The sequence below is a fragment of the Geobacillus sp. Y412MC52 genome (assembly GCF_000174795.2).
GTDB classification, from domain to species: domain Bacteria; phylum Bacillota; class Bacilli; order Bacillales; family Anoxybacillaceae; genus Geobacillus; species Geobacillus thermoleovorans.
Window position 1 is genome coordinate 2,881,929 of sequence record NC_014915.1, and the last position, 17,984, is coordinate 2,899,912.

The 17,984-nt window shown below is 54.3% G+C and carries 17 protein-coding genes and 1 other annotated feature (1 of these 18 only partly in view); of the genes, 4 read left to right on the forward strand and 13 right to left on the reverse strand.

All coding sequences use genetic code 11. From position 1 onward, the window contains the following. Window positions 1-146: 146 nt before the first annotated feature. From GYMC52_RS14140 to sppA, 6 genes are all read right to left on the reverse strand, one after another. Window positions 147-1,136 carry a class I SAM-dependent methyltransferase gene (locus GYMC52_RS14140; RefSeq protein WP_013524340.1) on the reverse strand — a complete coding sequence of 330 codons (990 nt, stop codon included), beginning with the start codon at window positions 1,134-1,136 and terminating at the stop codon, window positions 147-149. A gap of 119 nt (window positions 1,137-1,255) precedes the next feature. Then, window positions 1,256-1,756 carry a thiol peroxidase gene (tpx, locus tag GYMC52_RS14145; RefSeq protein ID WP_013524341.1) on the reverse strand — a complete coding sequence of 167 codons (501 nt, stop codon included), beginning with the start codon at window positions 1,754-1,756 and terminating at the stop codon, window positions 1,256-1,258. A 124-nt stretch (window positions 1,757-1,880) separates the two neighbouring features. Then, window positions 1,881-2,327 (reverse strand): GerW family sporulation protein, encoded by a 447-nt coding sequence (gene ytfJ, locus GYMC52_RS14150; RefSeq protein WP_013524342.1) that lies wholly within the window; start codon window positions 2,325-2,327, stop codon window positions 1,881-1,883. Window positions 2,328-2,338: 11 nt separating this feature from the next. After that, window positions 2,339-3,028, reverse strand: a complete 690-nt coding sequence (locus tag GYMC52_RS14155; RefSeq protein ID WP_013524343.1) for a DUF2953 domain-containing protein — start codon at window positions 3,026-3,028, stop codon at window positions 2,339-2,341. 109 nt (window positions 3,029-3,137) lie between these two features. Continuing rightward, window positions 3,138-3,608 carry an RDD family protein gene (locus tag GYMC52_RS14160; RefSeq protein ID WP_013524344.1) on the reverse strand — a complete coding sequence of 157 codons (471 nt, stop codon included), beginning with the start codon at window positions 3,606-3,608 and terminating at the stop codon, window positions 3,138-3,140. A gap of 12 nt (window positions 3,609-3,620) precedes the next feature. Beyond that, the gene (sppA, locus tag GYMC52_RS14165; protein WP_013524345.1) at window positions 3,621-4,628 is read right to left on the reverse strand and encodes a signal peptide peptidase SppA; all 1,008 of its coding nucleotides are present in this window, start codon (window positions 4,626-4,628) and stop codon (window positions 3,621-3,623) included. A gap of 107 nt (window positions 4,629-4,735) precedes the next feature. Here sppA and GYMC52_RS14170 point away from each other — a divergent pair, with 107 nt between their 5' ends. Next, complete coding sequence (locus GYMC52_RS14170; protein ID WP_013524346.1) at window positions 4,736-5,539, forward strand: NAD kinase; 804 nt, start codon at window positions 4,736-4,738, stop codon at window positions 5,537-5,539. A gap of 163 nt (window positions 5,540-5,702) precedes the next feature. Here the strand turns inward: GYMC52_RS14170 and mbcS are convergent, their stop codons facing one another. The 5 genes from mbcS to ezrA form a co-directional block, all read right to left on the reverse strand. Further along, window positions 5,703-7,295, reverse strand: a complete 1,593-nt coding sequence (gene mbcS / locus GYMC52_RS14175) for an acyl-CoA synthetase MbcS (protein WP_013144468.1) — start codon at window positions 7,293-7,295, stop codon at window positions 5,703-5,705. Between the two features lie 137 nt (window positions 7,296-7,432). Continuing rightward, entirely contained in the window at window positions 7,433-7,636 is a 204-nt protein-coding gene (locus GYMC52_RS14180; protein ID WP_011232268.1) for an alpha/beta-type small acid-soluble spore protein, read from the reverse strand. 81 nt (window positions 7,637-7,717) lie between these two features. After that, on the reverse strand, window positions 7,718-8,923 hold the full coding sequence (gene thiI / locus GYMC52_RS14185; RefSeq protein ID WP_041469530.1) for a tRNA uracil 4-sulfurtransferase ThiI: 1,206 nt from the start codon (window positions 8,921-8,923) through the stop codon (window positions 7,718-7,720). Between the two features lie 4 nt (window positions 8,924-8,927). Beyond that, the gene (locus GYMC52_RS14190) at window positions 8,928-10,073 is read right to left on the reverse strand and encodes a cysteine desulfurase family protein (RefSeq protein ID WP_013524348.1); all 1,146 of its coding nucleotides are present in this window, start codon (window positions 10,071-10,073) and stop codon (window positions 8,928-8,930) included. 377 nt (window positions 10,074-10,450) lie between these two features. After that, complete coding sequence (gene ezrA / locus GYMC52_RS14195) at window positions 10,451-12,154, reverse strand: septation ring formation regulator EzrA (protein ID WP_013524349.1); 1,704 nt, start codon at window positions 12,152-12,154, stop codon at window positions 10,451-10,453. A gap of 195 nt (window positions 12,155-12,349) precedes the next feature. Between ezrA and hisJ the strand changes: the two genes are divergently transcribed. Both hisJ and GYMC52_RS14205 read left to right on the forward strand, forming a co-directional pair. Beyond that, on the forward strand, window positions 12,350-13,153 hold the full coding sequence (gene hisJ / locus GYMC52_RS14200; protein ID WP_013524350.1) for a histidinol-phosphatase HisJ: 804 nt from the start codon (window positions 12,350-12,352) through the stop codon (window positions 13,151-13,153). Window positions 13,154-13,239: 86 nt separating this feature from the next. Beyond that, window positions 13,240-13,716 carry a GAF domain-containing protein gene (locus tag GYMC52_RS14205; RefSeq protein WP_013524351.1) on the forward strand — a complete coding sequence of 159 codons (477 nt, stop codon included), beginning with the start codon at window positions 13,240-13,242 and terminating at the stop codon, window positions 13,714-13,716. Between the two features lie 54 nt (window positions 13,717-13,770). On the opposite strand, the gene GYMC52_RS14210 is transcribed toward GYMC52_RS14205, so the two are convergent. After that, window positions 13,771-15,606 (reverse strand): diguanylate cyclase, encoded by a 1,836-nt coding sequence (locus tag GYMC52_RS14210; RefSeq protein WP_041469529.1) that lies wholly within the window; start codon window positions 15,604-15,606, stop codon window positions 13,771-13,773. 335 nt (window positions 15,607-15,941) lie between these two features. On the opposite strand from GYMC52_RS14210, the gene rpsD reads away from it, so the two are divergent. Next, a complete protein-coding gene (gene rpsD / locus GYMC52_RS14215; protein ID WP_013144461.1) occupies window positions 15,942-16,544 on the forward strand; it encodes a 30S ribosomal protein S4 in 603 nt (200 codons plus the stop codon). A 46-nt stretch (window positions 16,545-16,590) separates the two neighbouring features. On the opposite strand, the gene tyrS is transcribed toward rpsD, so the two are convergent. Then, the gene (tyrS, locus tag GYMC52_RS14220) at window positions 16,591-17,850 is read right to left on the reverse strand and encodes a tyrosine--tRNA ligase (RefSeq protein ID WP_013524353.1); all 1,260 of its coding nucleotides are present in this window, start codon (window positions 17,848-17,850) and stop codon (window positions 16,591-16,593) included. A gap of 50 nt (window positions 17,851-17,900) precedes the next feature. Then, window positions 17,901-17,984: a binding site (T-box leader), on the reverse strand; it runs 141 nt beyond the window's last position.

Consider the following 17,984-nt stretch of genomic DNA (forward strand, 5'->3'; position numbering starts at 1 on the left):
ACATTTATCATCTTGAGCCGAGAAGACCCCCACTTCCACGCGTGAGCGCAAGGGGAGGAAGATGCAACCTCTCGTTTTGTGAAGGGGCTTGACGGCCTATACGGTGATCAAAAAGGGCGTCCCGCTGCGTTTGGGACACCCTCTTGTCACTGTTCTTTTTCCGCGGTGATCCAGGCGTCGATTTTCGCCATCATCGCCTGCATCGCCGATTTGTTGGAAAACCGCGGCAGCTCGACAAGCAGCACGTGTTTTGGCTTTTTGACGTTCGGCCCTTTCTTTTGCAAAATCAACACGCTTTTTGCCGCCTGATCGTTTTTAAACATCGACAGCGGCAGCTGCAAGACTCCTTGGACAATGGCCGCCTCTTTTAAAAATTCGTTCAGCTGCCCCGCCTGCGGGCTTGAGAACAACGTATTCGGGATGAGGAAAAACAAGTAGCCGCCCTCTTTCGTATAGCGCAAGCTTTGCTCGATGAACAAATGATGGGCATACGATCGGCCTTCCTTCGCTTTTAAGGCGAAGCGGGCGGCATTGTCGTCATCCGGGTAATAGCCGACCGGCAGATCGCAGACGACGACGTCAACCGGCTCAACAAACAGCGGCCTTAGGCTGTCTTGGTTAAACAGCTGCACCGGATGCTTTTGCAAGTTCGCGTTGACGTACGCCAATTTGACAAGCAGATCATCGACATCGCTGCCGTAGCTCGCCGCCTGTTTTCCCCGAAGGCCGTTTAACACCGCCGTCAATAAATTCGCCGTGCCGACGGCCGGGTCGAGGATCTTAAGCGCCAAATGCGAGCGCGTAAACTCGCGGACCAAATACGCCAAAAACAAACTGACCGCATCCGGAGTCATTTGGTGGTGCGGCTGAACATGCTTGCGCATCCCTTTTAACACCGCAAGCTGAAACGCCTTGCGGATTTCTTCGTTTTGAAACCGTTCCAGCATCAGTTCGCGATACTGCTTTTTCAGCCGTTTCGCGTTCAGCTCGCTCACCTCATCTTGCAGCACGTCGCCGTGGAACAAATTCTCCCCCGTCTCCGCGACGGCTTCTAAATACGTGCATTGCAATTCTTCTTGCAAAAGTTGGGCCGTTTCATCGAATACCGTGAACAACCGTTCGACTGGCGTCATCATCTGTACGCCCCCACCTTTCTGCCAACGTCCCTTCTGTATATTGTACGACCGTCCGCCTCGCGCCGCAAGAAAAGCGCCGATAGGAACGAAAAGGCCCCGAACGGGTCGGGGCCTTTTCATTATTTCGCCGCTTTCGCCGCTTCAATCGCCGCTTCGTAGTTCGGATGGTTCGTCACTTCCGGCACGTATTCGACATACGTCACTGTGTCATTGCTGTCGATGACAAACACGGCGCGGGCAAGCAGGCGCAGTTCTTTGATCAAGACGCCGTATGCTTGTCCGAACGAAACATCGCGATGGTCGGACAACACTTGAACGTTCTCAATGCCGGCGGCGCCGCACCACCGCTTTTGCGCAAACGGCAAATCGACGCTGATCGTCAACACTTTCACATTGTCGAGCTTTGCCGCTTCCTCGTTAAACCGGCGCGTTTGCGCGTCGCAAACCCCGGTGTCGAGCGACGGAACAACGCTGATCAGGCGGATGTGCCCTTTCGTATCCGCGAGCGTCACTTCCTGCAAGTTTTGATCAAGCACGGTGAAATCCGGCGCTTTGTCGCCGACTTTCACTTCGTTGCCGACAAGCGTCACCGGCTGCCCTTTAAACGTCACATAGGCCATGGGTTCTCTCCCCCTTTAGAAAAAATATGTACTACTTCCATACTAAAACGCGGAACGGAATTTTTCAACGATTTTGTCCGTTCATGACAGCGGACAAACAAAAGGCCGGACGCCAACGGTCCGGCTAAATGTCAAAGTCGTCTGCTTTTTGGCCTGCGGCGCCGTCTTTCTTGTTTTTCTTCAGCATCGCCTGAATCTTCTCAAACGCCTGCGGCGCAACATCGAGAATTTTTTCGTATAAGTGCGTGCTTTCATCCAAATGGAGCAGCTTCACCCCGGACGAGTTGACGACGAGAAACGCAATCGGCGTAATCGAGACGCCGCCGCCGCTGCCGCCGCCAAACGGATGCCCGTTCCCGTCGGCTTGCGCCCCTTGGTGGCCATTTTGTTGGCCGTCAAGCATAAACTCGCTGCCGCCGGCGGCAAAGCCAAACCCGACTTTCGAAACGGTCAAAATGACACTGCCGTCAGGCGTCTCCACCGGATCGCCGATAATCGTATTGACGTCGATCATTTGTTTTAAGTTTTCCATCGCTGTTGTCATCAGCCCTTGAATCGGATGGTTCGTCATCGTCATTCCTCCTAGTAGCCTTCATTTGCCTGCTTGGCCGCCAATGGGTTTCGCTTTGGCAGCCGCCGTCCGCGCCAATGTTTGACCACTCGCAATCCTGCTACCATAGCATGCCCGATTCGAAACTGAATCATACATAAAAACACCGTTTCCGAAGCGGCCCGATCGTAGGCCGGAACGATGGCGACAGCCGGAGTTGTTTTTATGTTCATATAGCGGCTCGCAGCGCCGATGATCATGTATTTCAGCGACCAGCCAAGCCCCACGAGCAAGCCCGTTGACGCGGCGTCGCCGGTGCCGATTCTCGTTTTCCACTCCCATTTCGTAATCGTCACGTGGCGGTAAAATTGTTTCATAATTTCATGCAAGTCGACGACTTGCTCGAGAAACCGTTTCAGCTGCCGAAACAGGTCGGCGATTTTTTTTAGGGTCAATTTCCCTTTCTTTTCCTCCTTCCCGCGCGTTCCCTCCACTCCTTTTTTATGGAGAAACGCCACTCCCGGCGCATCCGGATCCATGTCCAGCTTGATGAGCGGAATGCGGACGGTGTAGCGGAGGAGGCCAAACAGCGTGCGCACCACGATTTTGCATTCATCGTCGTCTTTCATATGGCGAAACACGACCGTCACCGATACTTTCATCCAGGCGACAAGAAGAAGCAAAAGAACAACCGTTGCGATGACCGCGATGACTGCTTTCAATGTCCGCCCTCCCTTTCATCATCCATTGTCGCCATCTAGAAAAAAAATAAACCTGCCGTTTCGGCAGGCGGACATTGGTTGACGTTCTGTTCTTGATGCAGGCGGATTGTTACTCGCGGACGACGATCGTATCCGCGAACTGGTCATGCATCCCTTTTTTCTTTTCGGAAAACGCAACAAACAAAAAACCGATGAACAGCAATTTTTTCGCGATGAATTTGCCGACGACTTCGCGAAACAACACGGTCAGCCAGGTGAGCGGCTCGCCGCGCTCATCGACCACTTTTAAGCCGAACACCATTTTGCCAAGCGTCTGCCCAAACGCTTTCGTCATCAACACGAAATAGGCGTAAAAGACGACGGCGGCCGCGACCGCCGCTGGCGCGAACAAACCGTCCTGCGCAAGCGGCCAATCGAACAGGCGAAAAAGCGGCCAAACGATGAGCCGGTTGAGGCTCGAGACAACAATGACATCAAGGCAATACGCCCAAAAACGAAGCCAAAAGCCGCCGTAGCAGAGGGGTCGCTCTGCCGGCGGGAGATGATCCGCCAGCGTCGCCGTTATTTGCATGTCCGTCATGTTTCCACTCCTTTATTCGGCGTATAAATACATAAGCCGCGGCGAGGATGGGCGCGACAACAGGCGGATGAGCCCGGCCGCCTCGCTGTCCGGCTTCATCCGGTTCGACACCATCTCAAAGAGAGAGCTCCACGGCGCATCGTTCACGTATTTTACGACTTGAGCGCCGGTTAAATGATGCTCTTTTTTGAGCGCAGCGATCGCGTCATCCAAGTAGCCGAACTCGTCGACAAGGCGGAGCTCCTTCGCCTGTCGCCCGTCATAAATGCGGCCGTCCGCCAGCTTGCGCACCGTGTCTTCCGGCAGCTTTCTCCCTTTGGCTACCACATCAACAAACGCATCATACGAATCATTGATCAGCCGCTGCAAAATCTCCCGTTCCGCTTCGGTCATTTTGCGCGCCGGATTCATGATGTCTTTGTACGGCCCGCTTTTGATCGTGACAAGCTCCACGCCGTACTTCTTTGCCAGCCCTTCATAGTTGACGCTTTGCATGATGACGCCGATGGAGCCGGTGATCGTCTCCGGGCTGGCGAAAATTTTATCGCCGGCCGCCGCGATATAGTAACCGCCCGAGGCGGCCATGGCCCCCATCGATACGTAAATCGGCTTGTTCGTCTTCTTTTTCAGCTTCATCAGCTGATCGTAAATTTCCGCGCTTTCCGCGACACCGCCGCCCGGCGAATTGATGCGCAAGATGATCGCTTTGACGTCTTGATCCTCTTTCGCCTGTTTGATCATTTGCAAAAACGTTTGGTGGTTGTACTGTGATGAGGAAAGAAACGACTCCGCTTCCCCCGCATCTTGAATAACTCCGTTCACTTCCAACACAGCGATTTTTTTCAACGGGTCGCCCTCGGCGATGACTTCTTCGCTAAATGGCGACTCCATGAGCGCCAGCCAGCTTTCCGACCAGCCGCCGGCCTTGTCGGACAAAAGAACGCCAACCGCTTGAACAAGCACCGAGATCACAAACAAGGCGGCGGCGATGGCCAACGCGGTCCATCGTTTTCGATTCATCGTCTTCCCCCCTGCATCGGCTGCCCATATTTTTAGAATCCTGGCAAACGTGGTACAATATTCATTGTACATCGATTGATTAGATGATGCCAGCAGGAGGGCAAAACATGGATATGGAACGCAACCGTCTTTATTTTTTTTATAAGCGCGACGACAAGCTCATCGAACGGGTGAAGCCGCTCATTGAGCTGGCAGAGCGCGGTCCGTTTGTTGTCGTCGGCGACTATCGGGAAGCGAACATCATCGTCAGCATCGGGGATGACGGCGCGTTTTTGCAGGCGGTGCGGCAGACGGGATTTCTTCCTGACCGTTTGTACGTCGGCGTGTCCGTCTTGCCGGCGCGCGGGTTTTACTGCGATTTCCATATTGACGACATCGATCATATGGTGGAAGCGGCGAAAAATTGGAAACTCGAAGTGCGGCGCTACCCAATCATCGAAGTGACGATCGACGGCGCGGCTTCGTTTTTCTGCTTAAACGAATGTTCGATCCGCTCGCAAATCATTAAAACGATGGCGATCGACGTTTTCATCGACGACTTGCATTTCGAGACGTTCCGCGGCGACGGCATCATCGTTTCGACGCCGACCGGCAGCACCGGCTACAATAAATCGGTGCACGGAGCGGTCGTCGATCCGCTCTTGCCGTGCTTTCAAGTGAGCGAACTCGCCTCGCTCAACAGCAACCGCTATCGGACGCTCGGCTCGCCGTTCATTTTGAGCGGCTCGCGGACGTTGACGCTGAAAATGTCGGAAGAAACAAGCCATTTTCCGATCATCGGCCTCGACAATGAAGCGCTCAGCATCCAGCATATTGAGCGGATTGACATTCGTTTAAGCGACCGGGTGGTCAAAACGGTGCGCTTGAAAGACAATTCGTTCTGGGATAAAGTGAAACGCGTCTTTTTGTGAAGTGTGTGTCTGTTCTCCCGGCGAAACACCGGATCTAAAATGGCGAATCCGTTCGACGCGCATGCGGCAAGAGGGTGTCTCGCAACGAGACACCCTCTTGTTTGGCCGCCGCGCGGACATCGCTCCGCTTCTGGCAACGGCCAGCTCAACCGGCTCTTTCTGCTTACGACGACCGGCCGGCAAGGCGGGCTTCCCGCTCGCGCAGCTCGACGCGGCGGATTTTTCCGGACGCCGTTTTCGGCAAATCGTCGACAAACTCGATTTTGCGCGGGTATTTGTACGGCGCCGTCAACTGTTTCACATGTTCTTGCAGGGCCGGAATCAGAGACGGATCGTCTTTGTCGACCCCGTCGCGCAGCACGACAAACGCTTTGACAACATGGCCGCGCACTTCATCCGGACTGGCGACGACGGCGCACTCTTTTACGGCTGGGTGCTTGACAAGCGCGTCTTCGACTTCAAACGGGCCGATCGTATAGCCGGCGCTGATGATGATGTCATCCCCGCGGCCTTCAAACCAGAAATAGCCGTCTTCGTCTTTGCGCGCTTTGTCTCCCGTAATGTAGTAGTCGCCGCGGAACTGCATCGCTGTCCGCTCCGGATCTTTGTAATAATACTTAAACAGCGCCGGCGTCTCGATATGGACGGCGATGTCGCCGACTTGTCCGGGCGGGCACGGCTCGCCGTTTTCATCGATAATTTCGACGCGGTTGCCTGGCGTCGGTTTCCCCATCGAACCCGGCTTGATGGGCATTCCTTTCATGACGCCGACAAGCAGCGTGTTTTCTGTCTGGCCGTAGCCGTCGCGCACTTCGACGCCGAAATGCTTGGCAAACGTGTCGATCACTTCGCGGTTGAGCGGCTCTCCGGCGGACACGGCGCTGTGCAAATGAGATAGATGATAGCGGCCGATGTCCGGCACTTTCGCCATCAAACGATACTCGGTCGGCGTGCAGCACAGCACATTGATGTTGTATTTTTCCAATAGCTGCAAATATTTTTCCGGCTCAAAGCGGCCGTAGTAGACGAAACCGGTCGCCCCCGAGCCGAGCACCGATAAAAACGGGCTCCAAATCCATTTTTGCCATCCCGGTCCGGCCGTCGCCCAAACGAGGTCGCCTTCTTCAATGCACAGCCAGTTTTTCGCAGCCGTGCGCAAGTGGGCATACGCCCAACCATGGCAATGGACGACCCCTTTCGGATTGCCGGTCGTGCCGGATGTGTACGACAAAAACGCCATATCATCGCGCGAGGTATCCGCCGCCTCAAGCGTTTCGCTCTCTTTGGCCATGGCGTCTTCAAGCGGAATCCATCCGTCCCGGGGTTCCCCGATGACGAACTTCGTCAAACGTTCGATGCCGTCAATCGGCGCAAATTCGTCCGTATACGGCGCATAAGCGACAACCGCTTTCGCTTCGCTATGGACGAGCCGATATTGCAAATCCTTTGTCCGCAGCATCTCCGAGCTTGGGATGACGACAAGCCCGGCTTTGAGCGCCCCTATATACACTTCGTATGTTTCAATGAGGCGCGGCATCATGACGAGCACTTTATCGCCTTTTTCGAGCCCATGCGATAAGAAAGCGTTTCCAATTTGGTTGGCGCGCGCCATCAAGCGGCCGTATGTAATCTCTTTCGTTTCGCCTTGCTCGCTCTCCCATTTCAACGCGATCCGATCCGGGCCGGCGGCCGCATGCCGTTCCATTTCCGATGTTAAATTGTAGCGCTCGGGAGCAATCAAGTCTTCCCGCCTCATCGTTCCTCTCCCCCTCTGTCTTGTTTCGCCTTGGTCGGCATCTTTATTATACAAAATAGTCATTCTATTTTGAATACCGTTTTTCTCATATGAAAGCGGCGGGGAATGCCCCCGCCGCGTAAGCCATCATTATGAAATTAGAATTGGCGTGCGCCGCCCAATTGTTGCTGCGCCATGGCTACGAGACGTTTCGTGATCTCGCCGCCGACCGAACCGTTGGCGCGCGAAGTCGTGTCAGCGCCTAAGTTCACGCCAAATTCTTGAGCGATCTCATATTTCATTTGCTCCAGCGCTTGTTGCGCACCCGGAACGAGCAGTTGATTGCTGTTGTTGCGTGCCATCTGTTTTCACCTCCTTGTACCTATAGAATGTGTGAAAACAGATGGCGATATGCAGCGATGCTTTTTGGTAAATTTTGAGATTCAAAACAGCTCGGCAAACTCATCGCCCTGCCCTGTTTCTTCATCAATGACGAGCGTTTCTGTGTCATTGACTGCCTTTTCCAGAAGCGGAGCGAGGTCGAGCTGGCTCTCATAATGGAGCACTTTTTCTTTTTTCGGCTTCGTTTTCGGCGCTCTTGGCGTAAAAATGGTGCAACAGTCTTCATACGGAAGAATGGAAATATCATGTGTGCCGATTTGCTTCGCCAGCTCGATAATTTCAAGTTTATCCATCGAAACAAGCGGGCGCAAAATCGGGGTATTTGTCACCTCATTGATCACGTACATGCTTTCTAGCGTCTGGCTCGCGACTTGGCCGAGGCTTTCGCCCGTGACGATCGCCAACGCCCGCTGGCGGCGGCGCAACGCATCGGTGATCCTAAGCATCGCCCGCCGAGTGGAAATGAGCGAGTACTCGTTCGGAACTCCTTGATAAATGGCTTGTTGCACTTCCGTAAACGGCACGATGTGAAGCTTGATTCTCCCGCCGTATGTCGTCAACTTGCGCACAAGGTCAATCACTTTTTGCTTCGCCCGTTCGCTTGTAAACGGCGGGCTGAAAAAGTGGACGGCCTCGATTTCCAAGCCGCGCTTCATCGACAAATATCCCGCGACCGGGCTGTCGATGCCGCCGGAGAGCATGAGCATCGCCTTGCCGCTCGTCCCGACCGGCAGGCCGCCGGCGCCGAAAATGTCGCGGCACGTGATATACGTCCCGTCTTGGCGCACTTCAATGCGCACGTCAATATCCGGCTCGCGCACGTTGACCCTAAGCCCGTCCGTCTGCCGCAAAATATGCGCCCCCACCTCGTAGTTCAGCTCGTCGCTTCGATACGGAAACTGCTTGTCGACGCGGCGGGCGCTCACTTTAAACGTTTTTCCTTTGTATGGGAGCTGGCGGACGGCGGCGAGCGCCGTTTCCTTAATGGCGTCCAAATCGTTTTCGCACTTCATCGCCAGGCTGAACGAATGAATGCCAAAAACGGTTTTCAGCTTTTCGATGATCGGTTCATGCGGCTCGCCGTTTAATAAAATGTACATTCGGTCGCGCATATATTCAATCTGAATCCGCTCGAACGCCTGCAGTTTGCGGGCAATGTTGCTTTTAAGACGCCGGACGAAGATGTTCCGATTTTTTCCTTTCGTCGTCATTTCTCCGTAGCGGATCAAAATGCGGTCATAGTTCATCATCTTATTCCGTTACCTCGCTTAATGTTTTGATCGCCTGCTTGATCGCTGCCACCGCCGGCGCGATTTCTTCCCGGCTGTTGTCAAACGACAAGCTGATGCGAATGCCGCGCTCGGCTCGGTCTTCACCAAGCCCCATAGCCAAAAGCGTCTTGCTCGGCGCCTTTTTTTTTGATGAACAGGCCGACGTCGTGGAGACATAGATTCCGCTTTTCTCCAGTTCGTGAACAAACACTTCCGGCTTGATGCCGCTTTTCAGCGAAAAATTGATGATGTGAGGAGCGGCGCCATCGCGCGGCGTGTTGATCTCGATGTCCGGAATCGCCGAGAGCGCTTCAAGCCACTCGTCTTTTAGCGCCTGAAGCCGGCCGATGTCCCGCTCATACCGCTCCATGGCCAAGCGAAGCGCCTTTGCCATCGCCACGATGGCGGCGACGTTCTCCGTTCCGGACCGAAGCTGCCGCTCCTGCCCGCCGCCGGCAATCAACGGCGCCAAGCGGACGCCTTCACGGACGTAAAGCAAGCCGGCGCCGCGCAATCCGTGAAATTTATGCGCCGATATCGTGCATAAATCAACACCGGCTTGCTTCAAGTCGAGCGGCACTTTGCTGATCCCTTGCACCCGATCGACGTGAAACAATGTTTTCGGATAGCGGGACAAGAGGGCGCCGATTTCTTCGATCGGCTGCACCGTGCCAACTTCGTTATTGACGTGCATAACCGACACGAGAATCGTATCGTCGCGCAGCGCGCGTTCCACTTGCTCAACCGATACCCTTCCTTCGCGGTCGACCGGCAAGTACGTCACCTCAAAACCAAGCTCCTCAAGCTGGCGGCACGGTTCAGCGACAGACGGATGCTCGATTTTCGTCGTAATGATATGCCGGCCGCGCCGCTGATATTGCCAGGCGACCCCTTTGATGGCGAAATTGTTCGCCTCCGTTCCGCCGGAGGTAAAAACGATTTCGTTCGGCTTAACGCGCAGCATGGCGGCGATTTGTTCACGCGCCTGCGCCAAAAGCCGCTCCGCCTTCATGCCCAGCCCATGGAGCGACGACGGATTGGCAAAATAGTTCGTTGCGACGGCGACGAACGAATCGACCACCTCGGGAAATGGTTTGGTCGTCGCACTGTTGTCAAGATAAATCATCGCTTCCATCCTCCGCTCATTGCCGGCAAAATATCGCTGTACATCGTCCATCTTAACCAAAACAGGCGCCAATCGGCAACGAAAACACACAGTCATTTACATTATTCACAAAAAACCCATTGAACAATCTCCCACCTGCGCTTAGAGGTGGGAGATTCTTGGGAACACCCGCCCTACGGCAGGCTGTCAGCCAAGCCATCCCCGTGCGTCCCACGGTTTGGCTGCCTTACGAAGACAGCAAACGAAGCCCCTCATTCAAGATATTCCGGGCGGCGTTCTTGTTCGAGGGAAGAGGCAGAAAAGCTTGTGTTCAGCCATATGATTCTGTGTTTTTTAGTCAAATAATGGATAATCAATACTCGTGATCGGGTGGTTTATCACTGTTCCCGGCTGTTATCCTCCTGCCATAATTTCTGCACACGGTCAAACGCGCCCGGCTCGACTTCTTCAACGGCCGCCACCGCCTGCCGGAGCGCCTCCTCATAATCATAATGGCGAAATAAAAATTCGGCTTCTTCCAGCCCTTTGCGGACCGCTGGATAGCGGCGTCGGTAGCGGTTGCCGTATTGAATCGTCCGCTCCGCCAGCGTCGCCTGTTCGATCATTTCCACCGTCCGCTCATACAACCGTTCCACAGCCGCTTTCGCCTCCTCCAACGCTTGGTCGACCGCCGGCATGTCAAGCGGCTTTTCTTCAAGACGCGCGGCAACGGCTTGCAAGCTGCGTCTCGCTTCCGCCAATTCAAGCGCATACGGTTCAGGCAGCCCCGGCAGCCGGCTTTTTTGCACAAGGCGGAGCGCCTCGGCCAATGTTTTTCTCATGCCGTCAAGCTTTTCGCGGGCGATCAATTCGTCTTTGCGCAGCGTCTGCAGCATCGTTCGAAACTGTTCATGCTCTTCCTTCATGAGGTCGATTTGGGACACAAGCTGCTCAAGCTCCTCTTTTAGGAGCGAATACGCTGTTTTCGCCTCGGCAACGCGGTCTTGAATGAGAAAAAACCGCTTTTGCAACTGGTGCAGCTGCTTTTCGATGCTCCGGTACTTTTCGAGGTCGCTTGGCGCCAAATGGTAGCTTTGCTGGACGAACAGCGCCTCGGCCTCGGTTTCCTTCGCCTCGGCGGCGAGCTCCTGAAGCATGCCGCTGAGGCGCGGCATTTCCGTTTGCACATATTGATGCGCGAGCACTTCGTTTTCGAGCAAATCGTAGAGCGCGTCGATCTCTTCTTTCAGCTCAGCGACAATCTGCTTCGCTTCTTCGATGCGCAGCCCATGGATCATGGCCAGACATTGCTTGATTTTTTCCCGTTTTTCCTGAAGCGTGCGCTCCATGTGCAAATGGTCAAGGATGTATCCGCGCTCTTCCATCTCTCGATAGCCATCAGCCAACTCAGCGAGCTGAGCTGGCAACGACGTTTGGCATTCGCCAAGAAGTTTAGGAATTTCTTCCATCATGGATGTGAGCCGGCCGAGCTCTTCCTTCAGCGTCAGAACCACATCGCGCGCCGCCAAATAGTTGCCGGCTTCCGTCAATTCGGCAAACCGCTGAAACTGCTTTTCCGCTTCCGTTAAACGGACGTCAAGCAAGTCGGCAGCCGAACCGAACGTATAACGGTAAGCAAGCAGCGCCTTTTTCGCTTCCCGGTGAGCCGCACGCAGCTCCTCGATCTCCGCCCGGCTTTGTTCCTCGCTGCCGATCAACTCATTCACTTCATGAATGATTTCATGCACTTCTTCCTCAAGACGACGCAATCCGTCGGCGATCTGCCCAAGCAGCCGGCGCGCCTGCCGGTAGCGGTATTTGTCGAGCAGCCGCTCCGCGTCAAACAGCTGTTCTTCCACATTCGGCAGCTTCACTGCCACAATGTCGTCCCATTGCTGGCGCCATCGTTCAAACAGCTGCTCCGTCTCCCCTGTCATATTCAGCTGTTTCACTTTCGCCAGCTCATCCGGCACCGGCCGGTTCATCAAGTTGATTTTCCATTCCTCGAGCCGATCGATTTCCCGGTACATCCGCTTCCGGTACACATGATTATATATGATTGCCCCCGCTCCGAGGAGCAGAACGATCCATGCCATTCCCATCCGCTGATGCCCTCCTTGCATTCAAGCTACTTCTATCGAACAAACGAAAATAGCGGAGAAGGCAAAAATATATGTTTTTCAATGTTTTTATGATACCATGTTAACGACATTTTTTGACCAAAATTTTTATTTTTTTTACAAGAATCTTCACTATTTTTGCTATGATACATAAGGGAGAAAGGAGGAAAATCGATCATGCGCGACGGGCATATTCATACGCCGTTTTGTCCGCACGGAAGCCAAGATCCGCTTGAGGCCTATGTAGAGCGCGCGATCGAACTGGGCTATACCGACATTTCCTTTACGGAGCACGCCCCGCTTCCTGAGCGGTTTATCGATCCAACGCCCAACCAGGACTGTTCGATGAAGCTTAGCCAGCTTGAGCGCTATTTGCACGCCGTCGCTGAGGTGAAAGCCCGCTACCGAAACGACATTGCCATCCGTGTCGGGCTCGAAGTCGATTTTATTCCTGGCTTTGAGGAAGAAACAACCCGCCTGCTCGACGAGGTCGGCCCGCTGCTTGACGACAGCATTTTATCGGTTCACTTTTTGGCCCACGAAGGGCAATATGTATGCCTTGATTACAGCGAAGATATGTTCGCCGACATCGTCCGCTTGTTCGGATCGGTCGAACGCGTCCACCGCGCCTACTACGAAACGGTGCGGCAATCGATCCGCACGGAGCTTGGCCGCTACAAACCGAGACGCATCGGCCATATGACGCTTGTGCGCAAGTTCCAACGCCGTTTCCCATGCTTGGAACCAATGGATGAGTGGATTGTTGCCATTCTCGATGACATCAAGCAGTTCGGCTATGAATTGGACTACAACGGCGCCGGCGCCGCCAAACCGCTCTGCCTTGAGCCGTATCCGCCGGGCGGCGTGATCGCCGAGGCGCGGCGGCGGGGCATCCCGATCGTCTACGGATCCGACGCCCATCGCGCCGCCGACTTGCACCAGGGGCGTGAGGAAATGGAGCGCACGGCGCTTTCGGACTGACAGCCGCATATAGCCAATCGCCCGCATTCCATTTACTTCCTGTCCGGTATTGGGATCGGAACTTGTTGAAAAAGGAGGATTGTTTCATGTTCCATCCAATCGCTTACAGAGGAACGCGCGAAGAAAATTACCAACTCGTCATCGAGCAGTTAAAGGCGCTCATTGCCGGAGAGCCGAATTTCATCGCCAACTTGGCGAACGCGGCGGCCTTGCTCAACCAGTTTTTCACCGACATCAATTGGGTCGGGTTTTATCTCGCAGAAGGCCAGGAGCTTGTGCTTGGCCCGTTCCAAGGCTTGCCGGCATGCGTGCGCATTCCGTTCGGCAAGGGGGTGTGCGGCACGGCGGCCGCCGAGCGGCGGACGGTGGTCGTTCCGGACGTTCACCAATTCCCGGGCCATATCGCCTGCGATGCGGCGTCTCAATCGGAAATCGTCGTGCCGCTCATCAAAGACGGACGCGTCATCGGCGTTCTTGACATCGACAGCCCGGTGAAAAACCGCTTCGATGACATCGACCGCCGCTACTTGGAGCAGTTTGCCAGCGTGCTCATGTCCGCCTGACGAAAAAAGCGCACCAAGCGCGAAGAAGGAATCCGCTTGCCCGGATTCCTTTTTTTACACCTTATACACATGACCGTCATCGTGCACAAAAATGCAGTTTTTTCCCATCTCCTTCGCCATATAAAGCGCGGCGTCAGCTCGTTTGAACAGCTGCTCTGCATCTTGAAAGCCGCCATGCCCCCACCATGATATGCCGCACGACACGGTCACCGCCGGGATCGTTTGCTCCCGCACTTTTTCCATGATGCGCCGGGCGACGGCAACGGCGTAGGACAGCGGCACGTTCGGCAAATACACCGCCAGCTCTTCCCCGCCCCAACGCGCCGCCACATCGCCATCGCGAATGTTGGCGCGCATCGTCTCTGCCACTTGAACAAGCACTTCATCGCCTGTTTGATGGCCGTACACATCGTTGATTTGCTTAAAGTTGTCAATGTCAAGCAAAATGAACGCTCCCGACGCATCGGTTCCCATCGACTGTTGGATCCGCTCATCCAAGTAGCGGCGCGTATGCAGCTTTGTCAAATAATCGGTGACCACCAGCTTCTCAAGCTCTTCGCGCAGCATCGCGTTCATAAACGCCAGCGTTGAATGTTGAACGAGCGATTCCAAAAGCTTAAACATCTCAAACGTAAATCGGTATGGCTCGCTGGCGAGCGCAATGCACAGTCCCTTCGTTTCTTTGTTTTGCTGCATCGGCGCCGCCATGATGGAGCGAAACGAACCGAAAGCGGACACGCATACATCGCCGGCAAATAAAATGTCATTTCCGCTTTGGCGCCGCTTTTCCACCCATTCGATATAGGGCTCGGACCGATAGTCGAAAAAAAACGGCGTGCTGCCTGGCAAAAGCTCCCGCTTGCCGTTGGCAAACAAGAAAAAACCGACTTCTTCCGCGCCGAACGATTGTTGGATTTGCGATATCATGTACTCAATGGCTTCATGAAGCCGCGGCCGGGCGTTCAATTGGCGCATTGTGTCGTTGATCAGCTGCAAATCGGCGACAAGCCGGCGCGACTGTTCATACAACTTGGCGTTCTCCAGCGCGCTTCCAGCCGTGCTCGCCAGCAGCGAAATAAAATGAATCTCCCGTTTTGGAAATGGCGCAGCGTATGGGGCGATAATTTCAATCACCCCATACACCGCCTGCACCCCTTTAATCGGGGCGTACAGCACCGAGCGCGGCGGCGCCTCCATCTCCTCGCATTGCACTTGTCCAGTCAAAAACGCCCGCAACGCCGCCGTCTGTTTTTCCCTTTCATCCAATACAAGCGTTTTAATCGGCAAATTTCCGCGCAGATGGTTGTCATGCGACAACAGAAGGTGGTAGGTGAACGATGGATAGACGTTTTGCAGCGTGCGGATAATTTCTTCAAGCACAACATCGATATGCATCGAGGAATGAATTTTTGCAGCGAAGCGATGCAGCTGTCCATACCGTTTCTCTTCGCCCTCTCCTTGCAGCACCGCGCTAAGTTTCCGAAACAATCGCGCCAAATCCGTCCGGATCTCCCACAACAACCGCTCGTCAAAACCGCCATCTTTTCGATACATCAGCTCGACCATCGCCGGCGCCTCATCGGAAAGCATGAAAAAGAGCCGGGCCGCCATATGCGGCCCACCGGCATCGACAACCACTACTTCACGCTCTCCTTCAGCCGCGATCAGCCCAACGTCCGGCGTCCCAACCGCGGCCGCTTCCGGATAAAAGGCAGCCCGCACCGGGTCGTACGAATAAAAAACGGCTTGCTCGAGCGCCAGCTCTTCTTTCAGCAGCGCGAGCAACTCGCCCGCCGCCGCCGAAAACGGCCCGTCGTCCTGAAACGCCAAAAACCAGTGGAAAAATTTTTGTTTAAACGATTCATACCGCTTCATTTCATCCTTGTTCATCGCCTTTTCCACCCAAACCAGCATCATCATTCCATAACGAGAGAATGGGATGACAAATTTTTTCTAAAAATTGCATCTTTTATTATATCATAAGAATAGAAAAGAAGGGAAACAAAATGTTGACTTTATCCTCTAAAAATCATATAATAGCCTTTGTGTAAAATATAGCAGCCTTTGTGCCCACCTTTATGGTTCATTTTGTTCCTCGGCCCGCCGAGGTGCATCGTGTAACTCTTAGCTGCGAGAGCGAGGATGCATGAAAACAAAATGGCCATAATTGTTGGCGCACATCTGCTTTTATTTTACGGGAATAAAAGCGTAAGGAGGAGCAACGAATGGCTCGTTATACTGGTCCAATGTGGAAAGTTTCCCGCCGCCTCGGCATCTCGTTGAGCGGCACGGGGAAAGAATTGCAAAAACGTCCGTATCCGCCTGGCCAACATGGTCCGGGGCAACGGCGGAAATTGTCAGAATATGGCTTGCAGCTGCAAGAAAAACAAAAGCTGCGCCATATGTACGGCGTGAACGAACGCCAATTCCGCAAAACGTTTGAAGAAGCAGGCAAAATGCCGGGCAAACACGGCGAAAACTTCATGATTTTGTTAGAATCGCGCCTAGACAACCTCGTCTATCGCTTAGGGTTGGCCCGCACGCGCCGTCAAGCCCGCCAGCTCGTGACGCACGGCCACATTTTGGTCGACGGCAGCCGCGTCAACATCCCGTCGTACCGCGTCAAACCGGGACAAACGATCGCCGTTCGCGAAAAATCGCGCAACTTGCAAGTGATTAAAGAAGCGCTCGAAGCGAACAACTACATTCCAGATTACTTGACGTTCAATCCAGAAAAAATGGAAGGGACGTACACCCGCTTGCCGGAGCGTTCCGAACTGCCGGCGGAAATCAACGAAGCGCTCATCGTCGAGTTCTACTCGCGTTAAGGCGCAAAAAAGATCCGAAATGCATCGGCATTTCGGATCTTTTTTCTTAGGCGTAGCGAATCAAATAATACTTTTTCTTCCCGCGGCGGATGACCGTAAACCGCCCCTCAAGGCGGTGTTCAGCCGTTAATATGGCTCCGACGTCTTGAAGGCGCTCGCCGTTGACGTAAATGGCGCCGTTTTGGATGTCTTCGCGCGCTTGCCGCTTCGATGGCGAAATGCCGGCAGAAACGAGCAGCTCGACAAGCGGAACGTCGCCTCCTTCATGAACGAATGACGGCACATCTTTGAACCCTTGCTCAATTTCCGCCGCTGTCAAATTGCCAATATCGCCGCTAAAGAGCGCTTCAGAAATGCGGACCGCTTGCCTGAGCGCCTCTTCGCCGTGCACGAGCTTTGTCACTTCCTCAGCAAGCGCCTTTTGCGCCGCCCGCTTCTCTGGGGCCTCACGAAGCTCTTGTTCAAGCGCTTCGATTTCCTCTTTCGACAGGAACGTAAAGTACTTCAAGTAACGGATCACATCGCGGTCATCGGTGTTGATCCAAAACTGGTAAAACTCGTACGGCGACGTTTTCTCTTTATCGAGCCAAATCGTGCCGCTTTCCGTTTTCCCGAATTTCGTGCCGTCCGCTTTCGTCACAAGCGGGATCGTCAAGCCAAACGCCCGCGCCTCGCCTTTCGTTTTGCGAATAAGCTCAAGCCCTGCCGTGATGTTGCCCCATTGGTCGCTCCCGCCGATTTGCAGGCGGCATCCTTCCGTCTCGTACAGGCGGAGAAAATCGTATGCCTGCAGCATCATATAGCTGAACTCGGTAAATGAAATGCCCGTCTCGATGCGCGATTGCACCGACTCTTTCGCCATCATGTAGTTGACGCTGAAATGCTTGCCGACGTCGCGCAAAAACGTAATGACATCCAGCGGCCCGATCCAGTCGTAGTTGTTTTTGATTTTCGCCGGATTGCCGTCCGCTTCAAAGTCCAAAAAGCGGGAGAGCTGCTCTTGAATGCGCGCGCTCCACGCCTCGACGGTTTCTTTGGCATTGAGAGTGCGCTCGCTTTTTTTCCCGCTCGGATCGCCGATCAACCCAGTGGCCCCTCCGACTAGCGCAATCGGTTGATGGCCCGCCTGCTGGAAGCGGCGCAGCGTCAAAATGGCGGCCAAGTTGCCGATATGCAAACTGTCCGCCGTCGGGTCAAACCCGCAGTAGAGCGTCACCCGCTCTTCCTTCAACAGCTCTCGGAGCCCGTCCTCATCGGTCGTTTGGTTGACGAGTCCGCGCCATTGCAATTCCGCAAGCAAATCCATGTCCTTCACCTCTCTATGAATGTCATAAAAAAGAAAACACCCGCCCGTGATGAAGGGGCGAGTGTTCGTCGCGGTACCACCCTACTTAGAAAGCATGGTGCTTTCTCACTCATTTGGGTAACGGCGCCGGCCGG